The following is a 15,550-nucleotide window of genomic DNA, read 5'->3' as shown; positions in this document are numbered from 1 at the left end:
ATGTTGCGCAGGGTGACTGATCGTATGCGCTTGGCGGTTGTGATCGCGGGTCGCCGAATGACCGTTCGTCGCAGACAGGAGCGGTTGTGTCCGACAAGACCACGTCGTCTCGATCAGCTCGTGCGTTACAGGGTGTTGCCCGGCTCGTGTAGCCATGGTCAGCCCGCGTGAAATCGATTTCTGCGTCGTGTTCGCTGATCCGACGACTAGTGGGTCGCTGTCGGCGGAATGACGACCACGGGGCAACCGGCGTGGCGCAGACAATTCGCGGCGACACCTTCCGAAAGGAACTCACGGACGGCTCCACGGCCTCGTGTGCCGATCACCAGCAATTCGGCGTGCGTCGAAGCTTCCGTCAGCCGGTCGGCCGCATCGCCGACGACGACGCACTCGGCGACGTCGGGCGCGTGGAGCATCGTGGCGCGCACCTGCTGGACCGCGTTGTGGAGTTCGCGCGCCGGGTGGCGTTGTGGCATCTCGCCGTACGGGTTGAGGCCCATCGGCACGGCGGGCACGACCACCGGCTCCTGCCGGTAGGCGAACATCGCCTCCACCCTGGCGCCCCGGTGCGCCGCCTCCTCCATCGCCCAGCGCAACGCCGCGCGTGACTCCGCCGAGCCGTCGACGCCGACCAGGATCACAGGTGTCCTCATGACCGCTCCTCTCACTCGGAACCAGCGTGCGGCGCGGCCTCGGGCATGGGCAGGGACCAACGTCACGAGCCGGGCGAGCCCATCCGCACTGCTGACGTGCGCGCACGAAGCGAACCCTCGATCGAACGGATCGGATGGAGGACGCGATGAAGGCGAAGACAGGCGACTGGCTGGTGGAACCCGGCGGGCGGCGCGGGCTGATCGCGGAGGTGAGACACGAGGACGGCGGACCGCCCTACGTCGTGCGGTGGCTGGACACCGAACACGAGGCGCTGGTGTTCCCCGGCCCGGACACGCACGTCGTCTCGGCTGAGGACGAGGCCGCGCGCCTCCACGCGGGCTGAGTCGTGGACACGGTTGTCGCACTCGGTCACCTCGCGACGGCGCTCGCGATCGGCCTGTTGCTCGGGGTGGAGCGCGAGCACGACAACGCGCACAACTCCACCAGACCCGCTGGCTCGCGGACCTTTCCGCTGATCGCCCTGGCCGGCGCGGTGAGCGCGGCGCTCTCGCCGGTCGCGCTGGGCGTCGCGCTCGCCGCGGTCGCCGCGCTCGTCATCGCCTGGTACGTGCGCACCGCCGAACCCGGCGCAACGACGGAGATCGCGGCCATCGCGACGTTCCTGCTGGGCGCGCTGGCGTGGCACCGGCCCGAACTCGCGGTGCCGGTCGGCGTCGCCGCTGCCGCGCTTCTCGCCGCCAAACGACCGCTGCACCGGTTCGCGCGCAAAGTCGTGAGCGACCAGGACGTGCGTGACGCGATGATCCTGTTCGTCGTCGCGTTCGTGGTGCTGCCGCTGCTGCCCAACCGGCCACTCGGCCCGTACGGGGTGCTGAACCCCGCCCGCGTGTGGTGGCTGGTCATCGCGGTCACGGTCATCGGGTGGGCCGGATACGTTGCCGCGCGGGCGTTCGGCGAACGCTGGGGGCTGTTGGTCACCGGGTTCGCCGGCGGTTTCGTGTCCGGCTCCGCGACCACCGCGGTCATGGCCCGCAAGTATCGAACCGTTGGAGCGGCAGCGTTTCCCGGTGCGGTCGCGGTCAACCTCGCCACGCTCGCCCAAATCGTCGCGGTGACGGCGATCGCGAGCCCGCCGGTCGCGCTGAGGCTGCTGCCCGCGATCGGAGCGGGGGCGGTGGTGCTGCTGGCCGAGGTGGCCTGGCTCGTGTGGCGCACGAAACCCGCTGAAGCCGAGAACGACGAGCCTGTGGTGAGCAGGCCGATGTCGCTCAAAGCGGCCTTGTCACTGGCCGCGATCCTGGTGCTGTTCCTGGTCGTCACCCGCGCCGCTGCGGACTGGCTCGGCGGCGGGGGAGTGATCGCCGCCGGAGCACTGGGCGGGCTGGCCGACGCGCACGCGGCCGCGATCGCAGCTGCTTCTCTCGCACCGCAAGCCATTTCGGTGCACACGGCGGTCATCGCATGCGGGGCGGCACTGGCCACGAACACCGTGGTGAAGCTCGTCCTGGCCACAGTCGCCGGCGGGCCGCGGTTCGCGTTGCGGCTCGCCGCGTGGCTCGCGCCCGTGGTCGTGGCGGTCGGGCTGGGCATGGCCTGGTAGGCCGGGGACGAAGGTCCCGGACGGCGCGGGACCGCGGGCACTCACCGGCCGCGGCGCGGGCCGGAAGGCTGAAGTGCATGAGCGAGAAGGAATCCCGGCCCATCGTGGTCGGCGTGGACGGATCAGCCGCCGCGCAGGCGGCACTGCGATGGGCCGTGGAGGACGCGCGGCGGCGAGGATGCCCGGTCGACGTGATCTCGGCGTGGCACCCCGACTACGGAGTGATGATCGGCCCGGTGCCGGCCGAGGTCATCATGGCGATGTCGCCGCAGGTCATGAGGGAAACGGCGCAGAAAGGCCTGGACGCCGCAGTCCAGGGCTTCGAGGGCGTGGAGATCCGCCGGATCCTGGTCGAGGGTGACCCCAGGGACGCGCTCGCCAAGGCGTCGGAGGACGCGGAACTGCTCGTGGTCGGCAACCGCGGCCACAGCACGATCGTCGAGGCGATCCTCGGCTCGGTCAGCTCCTACTGCGTGCACCACGCCTCGTGCCCGGTCGTCGTGATCCGCGCACCGAAGGTCGAGCAGGAGCACGCACCCGCCAAAGCGGCACTGCCGCTGACTCCCGGACCCCTGCTGTGACCGCGCTGGCGCTGCTCACCGACGGTTCGGCGGTGGCCGTCCGCGAACTGGGACCGACGGACGTGACCGCGTTGCTGGAACTGCACCAGTCACTTCCGGTCGAGGACCGATACCTGAGGTTCTTCAGCACCTCTCCCCATCAACTCGAGGACTTCGTCGAGCGGATGGTGTCGCCGGACGAGCCCTCGCACGTGGTTCTGGGCGCGTTCCGCGGCGACCGGCTGCTCGGAGCCGCCAGCTACGTCGTCGTGCGGGAGACCGACTTCGCCGAGGTCGCGCTCGTCGTGTCGCACGTCGAGCAGGCCCACGGCCTGGGCACGCTCCTGCTGGAACACCTGGCCTCTCTGGCGAGGTCGCGGGGCGTTCGCCGGTTCACCGCCGAGGTGCTCACGATCAACGGCCGCATGCTCCGCGTCTTCACCGACATGGGCTTCGTAGTCGGCATCGTGCCCGACGGCGAGGTCATGTACGTCGAACTCGTCCTGCGACCCGATGACCGGTACCTCGACGCCGTGAGCGCGCGGGAGTCGGTGGCCGACGTCGCGAGCCTGTCCCACGTGCTGCGGCCGGGCTCGATCGCCGTGGTCGGCGCGGGCCGGTCGGAGACCTCCGTCGGGCACGCGGTGCTGCGCAACCTGGTGGACGGGAACTTCACCGGTGATCTCTACGCCGTGAACCCGCACGCGAAATCCGTTGCGGGAGTCGACTGCTACGCCTCGGTCGAGGAGCTGCCCGAGGCACCGGAACTCGCGGTGCTCTGCGTGCCGGCGAAGGCCGTGCCCGCCGTCGCCGAGGAGTGCGGACGCCGAGGAGTTCGCGCCCTGGTCGTCATCTCGTCAGGCGTCGAACCAACGGCGCTGAGAAACGCCGTCAGAGCGCACGGCATGCGGCTCGTCGGCCCCAACTGTCTTGGTGTGTCGACGAGTTCGCCCGCGGTGCGGATGAACGCCACCTTCTCCGCACACGCCACCCTCGCCGGTGACATCGGGCTGGTCACCCAGTCCGGCGGCATCGCGATCGGCGTGCAGGAGGAGCTGCGGCGACTGGGGCTCGACCTGTCGACCCTGGTCTCCACCGGGGACAAGCTCGACATCAGCAGCAACGACCTGCTGATGTGGTGGGACCAGGACGCGGACACCCGGTTCGTCGTGCTCTACCTGGAGTCCTTCGGCAACCCGCGCAAGTTCTCCCGGCTGGCCCGCCAGGTCGCCCGCCGCAAGCCGGTGCTCGCCATCCGTGCCGCCACCAGTGAGGCAGGCCAGCGCGCCGCCGCCTCCCACACGGCGTCGACCGCGACGCCGTCGGTCATCAGGGACGCGTTGTTCCGCCAGGCCGGGGTGATCGCGGTGGACAGCGTGCCGGAGCTGACCGACGTGCTGATGGCGTTGAGCTGGCAACCGTTGCCGCGGGGCAGGTCGGTCGCGGTCCTGAGCAACGCGGGCGGCCTCGGCGTCCTGGCGGCGGACGCGTGCGTGAGAGAAGGCCTGCGCATGGCGGAGCTGTCCGTGGACACCGTGAAAGCGCTGAGCAAGCTGCTGCCCGTCACGGCGAGCTTCTGCAACCCCGTCGACACCACCGCCGTGGTCGACGGGCAGACCTTCGCCCGCTGCCTCGACATCATCGCGGCCGACCCGAGTGTCGACGCCGTGATCACCGTGAGCGTCCCGACCGCGCTCGGCGACCCGACCGAGGGACTGCACCGCTTGGACGGCACACCGATCCTCGCCGTGCGCACCGGCCAGACGGAACGCCTGCCGGACGACGTGCCCTGCTACGCCGAACCGGCTCGTGCCGCCGCGGCACTCGCCCGCCTGGTTGAACGCGTGGAGTGGCTCTGCCGGCCCGCTGAGTTCCTCGGGCTGGACAGGATCGACCTGGACACTGCCCGCGGCGTCGTGGCCCGCAGAGCCGACGGCTGGCTCACCCCGGACGAGGTGGTGGTGCTGCTCAAGGCGTTCGGGCTGCCCGTGCTCGGCGGAACGCTCGCCACGACGGAGGATCACGCGATCGCCGCCCAGCTGGCTTACGACGTGCCGGTGGCGCTCAAGGCGGTCGCCGACGACCTGCTGCACAAGAGCAAGGGCGGCGGCGTGGAGCTCGGGATCAGTGACGGTCCTGCGGTCGCGGAGGCGTTCCGCGCGTTCCAGGACCGCTTCGGCGACGCACTGCGCGGAGTGTTCGTCCAGCCCATGGCGGCCGGTGGGCGGGAACTGCTGGTCGGCATCGCGACCGACGAGAAGTTCGGGCCGCTCGTGGTCACCGGTCTCGGCGGCGTGGACACCGACGTGATCGACGACCGGGCCGCCGCGCTCGCTCCGCTGTCCACATCGGACGCCGACGACCTCGTCCACGGGTTCCGCGCCGCCGGCCGGGTGCTGGCCGAAAAGGACGCGGTGGCGGTGCGTGAAGTCCTGCTGCGCGTGGCGGAACTCGCCACGGCGCTGCCGGAGATCGTCGAGCTCGACATCAACCCGCTCGTGGTGACGGAGACCGGATGTCTGGTCGTGGACGCGCGGGTGCGAGTCGCACCCGCGCTCCAGACCGACCCGTTCCTGCGCCAGTTGCGGACCAGCTGACAACAAGACGAGGAGAGAACCGATGAGCAACTCACAACCGATCGTGGTGGGCATCGACGGCACGCCCGCCTCGGACCGCGCGCTGGAGTGGGCGCTGAACGAGGCGACCGTGCGCGGCTGCCCGTTGCACGTCGTCAACGCCTGGCAGTACGAGGCCCTGGTGGACTGGACGGAGACCTCGGCCCAGCGGGAGACCGCGGCGTCCGAGCAGCTGATCGAGAAGGCGCTGCAGCGGGCGACCCAGGGCCGCACCGACCAGCCGGAGATCGTGCGGCGCAGCCTGCGCGGCGACGCGGCCGAGACGCTCGAGAAGGCTTCGGAGGGCGCCGCGATGCTCGTCGTCGCCTCGCACACCAACCACCGGATCCGGCAGATGGTGCTGGGCTCGACCAGCATGCACGTCGTCCGGCACTCCCACGCCCCGATCGTCGTCATCCCGGTGACCGACCGCGTGCCCGCTGAGGTCACGTCATGAAGACGGGAGAACTGCTGGTACCGCTGCTCGTGACCGTGGGGCCACGTGACTTCGCCCGCCACGCCGAGGGACTGATGGACGACTTCGGGCTCACGATGCTGCCGGTCGTCGACCACGGGTTCTTCTACGGCGTGGTCACCAAGACCGGTTGCCGGCGCAGTGAGGACGAGGCGCCCAAGGTCGAGCAGGTGATGTCGCAGCCCGTGCTGACGGTCGGGCCCGACTTCGACGTGGCGACGCTCTTCGAGGCGATGACCCGCTACGAGGTGCTCTGCGTGCCGGTGCTCGACGACGGCCAGATCGTCGGCATGGTCACCCGGCTGGACGTGCTGAGGGCCATCAGCCACGACGACCCGCACCTGCGAGTGGGCCATGCCGCTGCGCACGGCTGACCGCGAGGACGTCGCCCACCACGGACTGCCGGTGGCCGAGGTCGTCCTGATGGCGGAGACCGACGAGGCAGCCGGACTCACCACCACCCAGTGGCGGGACCGGCTGGCCGCACTCGGGCCGAACGAGCTGCCCGCCCAGCGCGGGCAGAGCTGGGTGGTGCGGCTGCTCGGACAGCTGCACCACCCGCTCATCTACGTGCTGCTGGTGGCCGCGGGCATCACCGCGGCCCTGGGCGAGATCGTGGACGCCTCCGTCGTGTTCTGCGTCGTCGTGGTCAACGCCGTCATCGGGTTCATCCAGGAGGCGCGTGCCGAACGGGCCCTGGACGCACTGACGGCGATGGTGCGCACGGAGGTGACCGTCGTGCGCGACGGTCTCACCGCACGGGTCCCGTCCGCGGAGCTCGTGCCAGGCGACCTGGTCGTGCTGGAGGCGGGTGACCAGGTCGGCGCGGATCTGCGGCTCGTCACCACGACGGAGCTGCGCGTCGACGAGTCGGCGCTGACCGGTGAGTCCCTGCCGGTGGCGAAGAGCCCGGTGGCGTTGCCCTCGGACACCGCGCTGGCCGACCGGACCAACATGGCCTACTCCGGAACGCTCGTGACCGCCGGTGGCGGGCGCGGTGTCGTGATCGCCACCGCCACGGACACCGAGATCGGCCGTGTACACCGGCTGGTCAGCACGACCACCACCGTGCAGACCCCGTTGACCCGCAAGCTCGCGCGCTTCAGCCAGATCCTGACCGTGGTGATCCTCGGGCTCGCGGCGTTCAGCGTTGTCATCGGCGTGCTGCGCGGCGAGCCCCTCGCCGAGATGGTCACCGCCGCTGTCGCGCTCGCCGTGGGCGCGATCCCGGAAGGCCTGCCCGCCGCGGTCACGGTGACGTTGGCGATCGGAGTGGCGCGGATGGCGAAGCGCAACGCGATCATCCGCAGGTTGCCCGCGGTCGAGACACTGGGCAGCACCACGGTGATCTGCACGGACAAGACAGGAACGCTGACCGCCAACGCGATGACGGTCAACGCCGTCGTGGTGGGAAGCACGCGCCACGAGCTGTCGGGCATCGGCTACGAGCCCACCGGTGTCATCACGCCTGGGGTCACGCCGGCGCTGCGTGAATGCCTGCTCGCTGGCCTGGCGTGCAACGACGCGCGGATCGTCGAGGACGGCGGGCGCTGGCTCCCCGTCGGTGATCCGACCGAGGCCGCGCTCGTCGTGGCGGCGCGCAAGGCCGGCCTGGACCACGCCGACGTGCCGCACCGGGTGGACGTGCTCCCGTTCAGCTCGGAGCGGATGTTCATGGCGACCCGGCACGCCGACGACGTCGTCTACGTCAAGGGCGCGGTCGAACGGATCCTCACCCTCGCCGGTGTGGACCGGTGGGTCGAAGCCGAGGAACTGGCCGCCGCAGGGTTGCGGGTGCTGGCGATCGGTCGCGCGGCAGGTGTCGAGCTGTCCGAGGAAGGCTTGAAGGGCAGGGTGGTCCTGCTCGGCCTGGTCGCGATGCACGACCCGGCACGGCCCGAGGCGATCGAAGCCGTGCGTGCCTGCCAGGCAGCGGGCATCGAGGTCAAGATGATCACCGGCGACCACCCGGCCACCGCCCGTGCCATCGCCGCGGAGTTCGGCATCACCGACGTGCACGCCCGCGTCGCTCCCGAGGAGAAACTGAGGCTGGTCAAGGCGATCCAGGCCGGCGGCGACGTCGTCGCGATGACCGGCGACGGCGTGAACGACGCACCCGCGTTGCGCCGCGCGGACATCGGCGTGGCGATGGGCAAGGGCGGCACCGAGGTCGCCAAGCAGGCCGCCGACATGGTGCTGACCGACGACAACTTCGCCTCGATCCGCGCCGCCGTCGAGGAGGGCCGCGCGGTCTTCGACAACCTGCGCAAGTTCATCATCTGGACCTTGCCCACCAACATGGCCGAGGGCCTGGTGATCCTCACCGCGATCCTGCTCGGTACGGCACTGCCGATCCTGCCGGTGCAGATCCTGTGGATCAACATGACCACCGCCGTCGCGTTGGGACTGACGCTGGCGTTCGAACCACGCGAGGCGGACGTGATGAGCCGCCCGCCGTTGCCGCCGTCGCTCCCGCTGCTGACCCGGCGGCTCGTCGGCCGGATCGTGTTCGTCTCGGCGATCCTGCTCGCGTGCTCGTTCGGCGCGTTCCGCTGGCAGCTCGCGTCGGGCGCCACGCTGGAGGTCGCGCGGACGGTGGCGGTGAACGTCTTCGTCGGCGCCCAGATCGCCTACCTGGTCAACTGCCGCTCGCTGGAGAAATGGCGGCCGGCGACCGGACCGAACCGGTGGCTGTGGGTCGGTGTCGGACTGACCGTCGGGCTGCAACTGCTGCTCACGTACGTGCCGTTCATGAACGACCTGTTCCACACCGCACCGCTCGGGTGGCAGCCCTGGCTGGTGGTCTTCATGCTGAGTGCGGCGGCGTACGTCGTCGTGGAGCTGGAGAAGTGGCGGCAGCGCCACGGGAAAGGCAGTTGATGGCCAAGCTGGGACGCGAGGTGTACGAGCAGGAGCTGCTCCGGCTGCAGACCGAGCTGGTGAAACTGCAGGAGTGGGTGAAGGCCACCGGCGCCCGGCTCGTGGTGGCGTTCGAGGGCCGCGACGCCGCGGGCAAGGGCTCGGCGATCAAACGGATCACCGAGCACCTCAACCCGCGCGTCGCCCGGATCGTGGCGCTGCCCGCCCCCAGCGAACGCGAACGCACCCAGTGGTACTTCCAGCGCTACACCGCACACCTGCCGGCGGCGGGGGAGATCGTGCTGCTGGACCGCAGCTGGTACAACCGCGCCGGTGTCGAACGCGTGATGGGCTACTGCACGCCGGAAGAGCACCGGTTGTTCCTGCGGCAGTGCCCGCAGTTCGAACGGATGCTCGTCGAGGACGGCGTCCTGCTGCGCAAGTACTGGTTCTCGGTCAGCGACGCCGAGCAGGAACGCCGCTTCCGCAAGCGCCTCGACGACCCCTTGAAGCGGTGGAAGCTGTCGCCGATGGACCTCGAGTCGTTGACGCGCTGGGAGGACTACTCCCGCGCCAAGGACGAGATGATGGTCCACACAGACGTCGCCGAATCACCCTGGTACGCCGTTGAAGGCGACGACAAGCGGCGGGCACGGATCAACATGATCGCCCACCTGCTCAGCACCATCGACTACCACGAGGTCACCGCGCCGAAGATCAAGCTGCCCGCGCGGCCACCGTCGAGCGGCTACCAGCGCACGGCCCGCGCTCTGCAGCGGGAAGTACCGGATCACGCCGCCAGGCTCGTGTGAACATCGGAGAAGAAGCCCCTGGCTGCGGCCAAGCCAGCTCGGCACGATCGGATGATCTGCTGCGTGGCGGACGTGCGGGGCGTCCGATGGCACGACTCGCACCGCACCAGAACGTCACCGGTCAACTCGTCGACGCCGACGGAGGCCGTTGAGGAACAGTCGCGGCACCAGCGGTGCCCGGTGACCTTGATGACGTGGTCCGCGGAGTGCACGCAGTGGTGCAGCCACCGGCGGTGCAGCCGGCACGAGACCCGCTCCAGCGGGTTGAGCCCGAGCTCCTCCGCCGCGTCCTCTTCGGCGAGCATCGTTTCGGCGAGACCAGGGACTCATCGGTGACGAGACCAAGGTCCCTGGGGCCCACCGCCTCCGCCCGGAAGCCTTGACGGTGGAGGTGGACCATGACTGCGAACCCGCTGTCCCGACTCGTCCGCCGGGCCTTTCCCGGACGCAACCCGCTCGCCACGCTCGGCGACCGGATCGAGGGTGCGGTGCTCGCACTGGGGGTCGTCGTGGCGTTGCTCGCCGTCCCCGTTGCCGGAGCGGTCGGCTCGGAGATCTACGCGACGCACGAGTCGCGTGTCGCTTCTGAGCAGAAGAGCCGGACTCAAGTGGACGCAGTGCTGGTGGAAAACGCGCCGTCGATGGACGGGGCTGCCAGCAGCGAAGCGTTGATCGAAACGACCGACGCCACCGCGACCTGGCGCACGCCTGACGGCCTTGAGCGGGAGGGCGTTGTTCGCGCGCCCTACGGTGCCGAGGCCGGCACGAGCGTGCGAATGTGGATCGATCTCAGCGGTGAGCCGACCGAGCCTCCGATGACGAACCACGGAGCCGCGTTCAACGCGATCTTCAGCGCCGTGCTGCTGTGGGGACTGATCGCGGGTGCGACGGCCCTGTTGTTCGGACTGGTGAGGTTCGCGTGCATGCGGGTTCGCCTGCGCTGGTGGCAGCTCGAATGGGAGCTGACCGCGCCGGACTGGACCGAGCGTTGAGACGGGTCACCGTTCCCATTGGACATTCGAACGTCGTTGTGGTGTGCAGGATCGGTGCGAGCAGAGGTGAACGTGGCCCGATCGAGCGGGCTCGGTGGCTTCCGCGGCCTGTCGCTCGGTGCGGTCACCGTCGCGCTGTCGGAGCGCTCGAGATGTCCCGTCGTCATCGTGATGGGCGAACAACCCGCTCCTGATGCATCTGTGGTCGTTGGGGTGCACGGCGCTCCGGCGAACTGGCTCGTGGTGGATCGGGCGTTCGAGGAGGCCGCCATGCGTGGCACGTCGTTGGTGGCCATCCACGCCGGGATCCCACCGCTGGGAGCCGAGCTCGTGGAGCTCGCCGATCACGCTGAGCTGTGCTCTTGGTACGGCCTGGGCTGGCGGGGCAGATCGAGCAGGCGCGCGGCCCTGCCTGACTCTGCACACGAAAAAAGGGGGCAGGACGGCGTGGCGCCCTGCCCCCTTTTTCGGACTCTCACCGCAGCCAAGGGTTCGCCTTGACGATCGGCAGGTCGTTCCACCAGCGCGCCAGGCCCCAGGTGACACCGGACGCGGTGGCCGCGAGCGCGATCAGCACCAGGGCGTAGACGACGTGGTAGTCGATGAGCGGGTTGGTCGACATCGTCGCCTCGCCGGCCGAGGTGTGCTGCGCCGGCGGCCATTCCGCGACCCACATGAGCACCATCATCAGCGAACCGCTGACGGCCGCGATCTTCAGGCCGATGCCGAGCACCAGCGCCGCGCCGACCGCGAGCAGGCCGACCATGAAGAGCGTGTCCGCCCACCAGGTTCCGGCGATGTCGTGGAAGACCGACTCGAACGGACCGACGGCGACTCGGCTGAGGAATCCCTTGGTGGGCGAGCCTCCCGAGAACCACGCGTTCTTGGGCTGGGTGGCGTAGCCGAGACCGAACGCCTTGTCGACGAACGCCCAGAGGAAGAGCAGGCCGGTCGCGATGCGCAGCACGGCGAGGGGAACGGAACCCGTTTCGGTCCGGGTGCGAGCAGGGGCGTGAACAGCGGACATCTTTACCTCCCAGGAAGTTCTTCTGCATCGAGTCTTCTCACGAACACCGAGCGCGAACGCGGTCCTTGGTCCCGATCCGGCAGGGACGTCACGACCTGCCGCGGCGGTACCAGCGCCACACCTCGTCAGCGCCCCACACGATCAGCGGGAAGGCAGCGAGGGTCGTTGTCATCAGGCCCTCGACGATGCCGAACGCACCGTCCAGCACGGCTGCCATCGGGGCGGCGCAGTTGGTGGTGCACGAAGCGTTCGAGACGATGTGGTGCTTGCTCGCGTCGTAGACGTCCTTGCCGGGCGCGGTGATGATCACCTTGCGGGCGCCGCGTTCGAGGTGGACGCCCGCGGTGCCCCGGGTGCGGAACCGGCCGCTCGCCTCGATGACGATGTCGACCCCGAGCTGATCCCAGTTGAGGTCCCGCGGGTCAGCCTGGCCGGTGACGAGAATGCTGCGGCCGTCCACGGTGAGGGTGTCGTGTTCGACGGAGACGTGCTTGCTCCAGGGCCCGTACGTGGAGTCGTGGGCCAGCAGGTGCGCCAGGACGTCCGGGGTGGTGATGTCGTTGACGGCGACGATCTCGATCGCCGTGTCCTGCCGGTCGAACGCGGCGCGCAGGACATCTCATCCGATGCGGCCGAAACCGTTGATGGCGACTCGGGTGGTCATCGTGGGACTCCCGCAAGATCAATGAGTTCGTGAGCTAACGGGCCTGGCGCAACAACAACCGCCGTTCGGCTGATCCGATCGCCGCCCTGGCAGCGGGAACCGCGTCGGGGTTGACCGAGATCGAGGTGATGCCGAACTCGACGAGCTTCTCGGCGAACTCCGGCTTGTTGGACGGCGCCTGCCCACACAGCGACGAGGTGATGCCGGCGTCTCGCGCGGCGCCGACGATGCGGCCGATCATGTCGAGCACGGCGGGGTCGGACTCGTCGAACAGGTCCGCGCACAGCTCGGAGTCGCGGTCGACGCCGAGCATCAGCTGAGTGAGGTCGTTGCTGCCGATGGAGACCCCGTCGATGCCGGACCGCGCGTACTCGGGAATCCAGTACGCCACCGAGGGAACCTCGGCCATGACCCACCGGTGCAGGCCGCGCTGGCGGCCGAGCGGGCTGCGGTCGATCTGCTCCAGGCAGGCTTCCAGCTCCCACTTGGTGCGCACGAACGGGATCATCAGGTGCAGGTTCGGCGTCTGCTCCCGCACCCGTGCGAGCGCCTGGAGTTCCAGCCCGAACAGCATCGGGTCGTCGACGTACCGGTAGCAGCCGCGGTAGCCGATCATCGGGTTGTGCTCGTGCTTCTCGAACTCCTCGCCGCCCTTGAGCTCGCGGAACTCGTTGGTGCGGAAGTCCATCGTCCGGTACACGACCGGACGCGGCGCGAACGCGTGAGTGATCTGCAACAGCGACGCCGCCATGGCGTCGATGAAGTCGTCAGGACCATGCTGTGCGAGGAACCGCCGGGGGTGCTCGGCACCGAGCGCCTCGGTGAGCATGAACTCCGCCCGCAGCAGACCGACCCCGTCGACCGGCATCGCGGCCACCTCGGCAGCGTGCTCCGGCAGCGCGAGGTTCACGTACACACGCGTACCGAGCGCCTCGGTCGCCTGCACCACCGGCGCGACGATCCGCGGCGCCGTCGTGATCGGAGCCGAACCCGCCCGCACCTCGCCGGCGCTGCCGTCGACGGTGACCAGCTGGCCCTCCTTCAACACCGAGGTCGCCGAACCGGTGCCGACCACGCACGGCACCCGCAGCTCGCGCGCCACGATCGCGGCGTGACAGGTGATGCCGCCGCCATCCGTCACGACCGCGGACGCACGGCGCATCGTCGGCACCCAGTCGGGGTTGGTCATCTCCGCGACCAGCACCTCACCGTCACGAAGCCGGCCACCCTCGTCGGGGGAGCTCAGCACGCGAACCCGGCCTGAAGCGATGCCAGGCGACGCGGCGAGCCCGGCGACCAGCGGGCCCGCCGAGGCAGGCGGCTCGTCGGGCAACGTGGTGATCGGACGGGACTGCACGAGCCACGTCTTGCCCTCGGCGATGGCCCACTCGGTGTCCTGCGGTTCGCCGTAGTGTCGCTGCACGCGCATCCCCAGCTGCCCGATCGCGATGGCCTCGGCGTCGGTGAGCACCTGTGCGTGCGATTCCTCGGCTGTGAGGTCGATCCGTTCGTCGTTGCCGTTCGTGCCGCGCACGATCTTGTGGGACTTGCGGCCGACCCTGGTGTCCACAAGGGACACCGTGTCGCCGTTGCGGCGCAAAACGTACGTGTCAGGCTCGACCGACCCGCTGACCACGACCTCGCCGAGCCCGAACGATCCCTCGATCAGCAGCTTGTCCCGGTCGCCGCTGGACGGGTCGGCGGTGAACATGACGCCGGAGCGTTCGGAGTTCACCATCTTCTGCACCACGACGGCGATCGCGGGCTCATCGGTGATGCCCTGTTCTGCCCGGTAGGCGATCGACCGCGTGCCGAACAACGACACCCAGCAGTCCAAGAGCCTGTCCAGCACGCCGTGCGCGCCTCGGGTGTTGGTGAACGTGCTGTTCATGCCGGCGAACGACGAACCCGCGGTGTCTTCGGAGGTGGCCGAGGACCGGACCGCCACGGACTCGTCCTGGCCGAGGTCGCGGTAGGCCTCCAGCACGGCGTGCCGCACGTCGTCGGAGATCCCGGCCTTGCGCACCAGCTCGCGCATCCGTTCGGCGCACTCCTCCAGCCGCTGCGGCGAGGTGCCGCGGTCGAGCGCGATGGTGAGTTCCGCGGCGAGGTCGTCGCGGACCTGGCACATGGATGTCAGGAAAGCCTCGGCGGTGACGACGAAGCCAGGGGGTACGGGCAGTCCGGCGCGGGTGAGTTCGCCGAGGTTGGCGCCCTTGCCACCGGCGATGGCGGTGTCGTTCTTGCCGAGCGTGGCGAAGTCGCGGATGTAGGTGGTCACTTCTGCTCCTGGTCGCGGAGAAGGTCGATGACGGGACGGCGAGGTGTGGCGGGCAGCGGGTCGGCGTTGAACCCGGCCCAGCCGACGCGGATCACGAGCTGCGGGCAGGTGGCACCGCCGAGGACCTCGTCGCGGACCAGATCTCTGGTCTCCACGACCTCGAGCGGCTGGCTGAGCGGGCAGGTCGCGAGCCCTGCGGCCGTGGCCTCCAGCAACACCGCGCTGGCCGCTTCGCCGGCTCGCAGCCGGGAGAGGTCGTCGTCGGAGGACGTGCTGAGCACGAGGAGCGCTCCCGCGTCCTCGCCGAGCACACTGGGACCGCCCTGCAGCAACGATCCCGGCGCGAACTCGCGCATTGTGAGGTTGCCGTACTGCCGCGACCCGGCCGGGATGTTCGCCGCCGGAACTCCGGCCGATGCGCCGGGATAGACCCCGCTCCACTGGTGGATCTCGGCCTGGTAGGCCGGTTCGGCCTCCTGGATGTGGGCGGCCTTGCCGATCGCGATCAGGAGCTCGTCACGCGCCTTTCCGGTCGCGATGTGAGCATCCACCCCCTCGGCGCGAGCGAACTGCACGAGCTGCTGCAGCAGCTCCTCAGGAGTTGGCCATGAGGAGAAAGCACGGCGATCGGTGCGCCTGCGAGGAATCGCGGCTGCGAGGGCCACGTGGGACTGTCTCGGTTCCATCGGCTCGAACTCGATCGCGGCGAGGTGATCGGGCTGTGCGGGGTTGGGCAGACGGTGGACCTTCGCGCGCCAGCCGAGTGCCGCGAGCGCGGTCCGCAGGTGGTGCAACGCCGCGCCGCAGCTGACCACCAGGTCGGCGCCGAGCGGATCGGTCGCGGGCAGGGCGCGCGTGCGATCGGCGTACAGGTGCAGGCTGTGCGCACCGAGTTCCCAGCGCCACGGCTGGGAGTTGTGCACCGACGGCGCGCGGCCTGCCAGTGACACCGCCGCTCGCACCGTTGTCTCGTCGGGCTGACCGCGGTCCATCCCGCTCACCTCCACGTTGAAGTCCTGTCTTGAAAGTCGCAGTGCGGGCGGCCGCGGG

Annotated in this window: 16 protein-coding genes; 10 read left to right on the top strand and 6 right to left on the bottom strand. The window is 69.8% G+C overall.

The window, feature by feature from the left end:
* Positions 1-206: 206 nt before the first annotated feature.
* Positions 207-653: a universal stress protein gene (locus tag PV646_RS19850; RefSeq protein WP_500343647.1), complete on the bottom strand. Its 447-nt coding sequence runs from the start codon at positions 651-653 to the stop codon at positions 207-209.
* A gap of 146 nt (positions 654-799) precedes the next feature.
* Here PV646_RS19850 and PV646_RS19845 point away from each other — a divergent pair, with 146 nt between their 5' ends.
* From PV646_RS19845 to ppk2, 8 genes are all read left to right on the top strand, one after another.
* Entirely contained in the window at positions 800-997 is a 198-nt protein-coding gene (locus PV646_RS19845) for a DUF1918 domain-containing protein (RefSeq protein WP_360037201.1), read from the top strand.
* A 3-nt stretch (positions 998-1,000) separates the two neighbouring features.
* Entirely contained in the window at positions 1,001-2,215 is a 1,215-nt protein-coding gene (locus PV646_RS19840) for an MgtC/SapB family protein (protein ID WP_500343646.1), read from the top strand.
* A 77-nt stretch (positions 2,216-2,292) separates the two neighbouring features.
* Positions 2,293-2,796 carry a universal stress protein gene (locus PV646_RS19835; RefSeq protein ID WP_500343645.1) on the top strand — a complete coding sequence of 168 codons (504 nt, stop codon included), beginning with the start codon at positions 2,293-2,295 and terminating at the stop codon, positions 2,794-2,796.
* Positions 2,793-5,372, top strand: a complete 2,580-nt coding sequence (locus tag PV646_RS19830; protein ID WP_500343644.1) for a bifunctional acetate--CoA ligase family protein/GNAT family N-acetyltransferase — start codon at positions 2,793-2,795, stop codon at positions 5,370-5,372. Before PV646_RS19835 ends, PV646_RS19830 begins: the two co-directional genes overlap by 4 nt.
* Positions 5,373-5,394: 22 nt before the next feature.
* A complete protein-coding gene (locus PV646_RS19825; RefSeq protein WP_500343643.1) occupies positions 5,395-5,847 on the top strand; it encodes a universal stress protein in 453 nt (150 codons plus the stop codon).
* The gene (locus PV646_RS19820; RefSeq protein WP_500343642.1) at positions 5,844-6,239 is read left to right on the top strand and encodes a CBS domain-containing protein; all 396 of its coding nucleotides are present in this window, start codon (positions 5,844-5,846) and stop codon (positions 6,237-6,239) included. The genes PV646_RS19825 and PV646_RS19820 overlap by 4 nt, the downstream gene beginning before the upstream one ends.
* Positions 6,220-8,745: a cation-translocating P-type ATPase gene (locus PV646_RS19815; protein WP_500343641.1), complete on the top strand. Its 2,526-nt coding sequence runs from the start codon at positions 6,220-6,222 to the stop codon at positions 8,743-8,745. The genes PV646_RS19820 and PV646_RS19815 overlap by 20 nt, the downstream gene beginning before the upstream one ends.
* Positions 8,745-9,536: a polyphosphate kinase 2 gene (gene ppk2, locus PV646_RS19810; protein ID WP_500343640.1), complete on the top strand. Its 792-nt coding sequence runs from the start codon at positions 8,745-8,747 to the stop codon at positions 9,534-9,536. The genes PV646_RS19815 and ppk2 overlap by 1 nt, the downstream gene beginning before the upstream one ends.
* Here the strand turns inward: ppk2 and PV646_RS19805 are convergent.
* Complete coding sequence (locus PV646_RS19805; RefSeq protein WP_500343639.1) at positions 9,515-9,841, bottom strand: hypothetical protein; 327 nt, start codon at positions 9,839-9,841, stop codon at positions 9,515-9,517. The genes ppk2 and PV646_RS19805 overlap by 22 nt on opposite strands.
* 93 nt (positions 9,842-9,934) lie before the next feature.
* On the opposite strand from PV646_RS19805, the gene PV646_RS19800 reads away from it, so the two are divergent.
* Positions 9,935-10,528: an Rv1733c family protein gene (locus PV646_RS19800; protein WP_500343638.1), complete on the top strand. Its 594-nt coding sequence runs from the start codon at positions 9,935-9,937 to the stop codon at positions 10,526-10,528.
* A 475-nt stretch (positions 10,529-11,003) separates the two neighbouring features.
* On the opposite strand, the gene PV646_RS19795 is transcribed toward PV646_RS19800, so the two are convergent.
* Positions 11,004-11,555, bottom strand: coding sequence for a hypothetical protein (locus PV646_RS19795; protein WP_500343637.1), 552 nt, complete (start codon positions 11,553-11,555; stop codon positions 11,004-11,006).
* Between the two features lie 88 nt (positions 11,556-11,643).
* On the bottom strand, positions 11,644-12,111 hold the full coding sequence (locus PV646_RS19790; protein ID WP_500345038.1) for a glyceraldehyde 3-phosphate dehydrogenase NAD-binding domain-containing protein: 468 nt from the start codon (positions 12,109-12,111) through the stop codon (positions 11,644-11,646).
* Here PV646_RS19790 and PV646_RS19785 point away from each other — a divergent pair.
* Entirely contained in the window at positions 12,073-12,252 is a 180-nt protein-coding gene (locus PV646_RS19785; protein WP_500343636.1) for a hypothetical protein, read from the top strand. The two genes, PV646_RS19790 and PV646_RS19785, sit on opposite strands and share 39 nt — an antisense overlap.
* 1 nt (position 12,253) lies before the next feature.
* Here PV646_RS19785 and ppsA read toward each other — a convergent pair whose 3' ends face one another.
* Together ppsA and PV646_RS19775 are read right to left on the bottom strand one after the other, a co-directional pair.
* Positions 12,254-14,500 (bottom strand): phosphoenolpyruvate synthase, encoded by a 2,247-nt coding sequence (gene ppsA, locus PV646_RS19780; protein WP_500343635.1) that lies wholly within the window; start codon positions 14,498-14,500, stop codon positions 12,254-12,256.
* Positions 14,497-15,492: an Acg family FMN-binding oxidoreductase gene (locus tag PV646_RS19775; protein ID WP_500343634.1), complete on the bottom strand. Its 996-nt coding sequence runs from the start codon at positions 15,490-15,492 to the stop codon at positions 14,497-14,499. The genes ppsA and PV646_RS19775 overlap by 4 nt, the downstream gene beginning before the upstream one ends.
* Positions 15,493-15,550: the final 58 nt, after the last annotated feature.

This window comes from Streptomyces sp. ID05-26A, from assembly GCF_033794685.1.
In the GTDB taxonomy this organism is placed as follows: domain Bacteria; phylum Actinomycetota; class Actinomycetes; order Mycobacteriales; family Pseudonocardiaceae; genus Lentzea.
This window is presented reverse-complemented; position numbering and strand designations above follow the sequence as displayed.

Coding starts and splice junctions, on each gene's coding strand:
- PV646_RS19795 (WP_500343637.1), bottom strand. CDS start 11,555: ATGTCCGCTGTTCACGCCCCTGCTCGCACCCGGACCGAAACGGGTTCC.
- PV646_RS19850 (WP_500343647.1), bottom strand. CDS start 653: ATGAGGACACCTGTGATCCTGGTCGGCGTCGACGGCTCGGCGGAGTCA.
- PV646_RS19825 (WP_500343643.1), top strand. CDS start 5,395: ATGAGCAACTCACAACCGATCGTGGTGGGCATCGACGGCACGCCCGCC.
- ppk2 (WP_500343640.1), top strand. CDS start 8,745: ATGGCCAAGCTGGGACGCGAGGTGTACGAGCAGGAGCTGCTCCGGCTG.
- PV646_RS19820 (WP_500343642.1), top strand. CDS start 5,844: ATGAAGACGGGAGAACTGCTGGTACCGCTGCTCGTGACCGTGGGGCCA.
- PV646_RS19800 (WP_500343638.1), top strand. CDS start 9,935: ATGACTGCGAACCCGCTGTCCCGACTCGTCCGCCGGGCCTTTCCCGGA.
- PV646_RS19815 (WP_500343641.1), top strand. CDS start 6,220: ATGCCGCTGCGCACGGCTGACCGCGAGGACGTCGCCCACCACGGACTG.
- PV646_RS19805 (WP_500343639.1), bottom strand. CDS start 9,841: ATGCTCGCCGAAGAGGACGCGGCGGAGGAGCTCGGGCTCAACCCGCTG.
- PV646_RS19845 (WP_360037201.1), top strand. CDS start 800: ATGAAGGCGAAGACAGGCGACTGGCTGGTGGAACCCGGCGGGCGGCGC.
- PV646_RS19835 (WP_500343645.1), top strand. CDS start 2,293: ATGAGCGAGAAGGAATCCCGGCCCATCGTGGTCGGCGTGGACGGATCA.
- PV646_RS19775 (WP_500343634.1), bottom strand. CDS start 15,492: ATGGACCGCGGTCAGCCCGACGAGACAACGGTGCGAGCGGCGGTGTCA.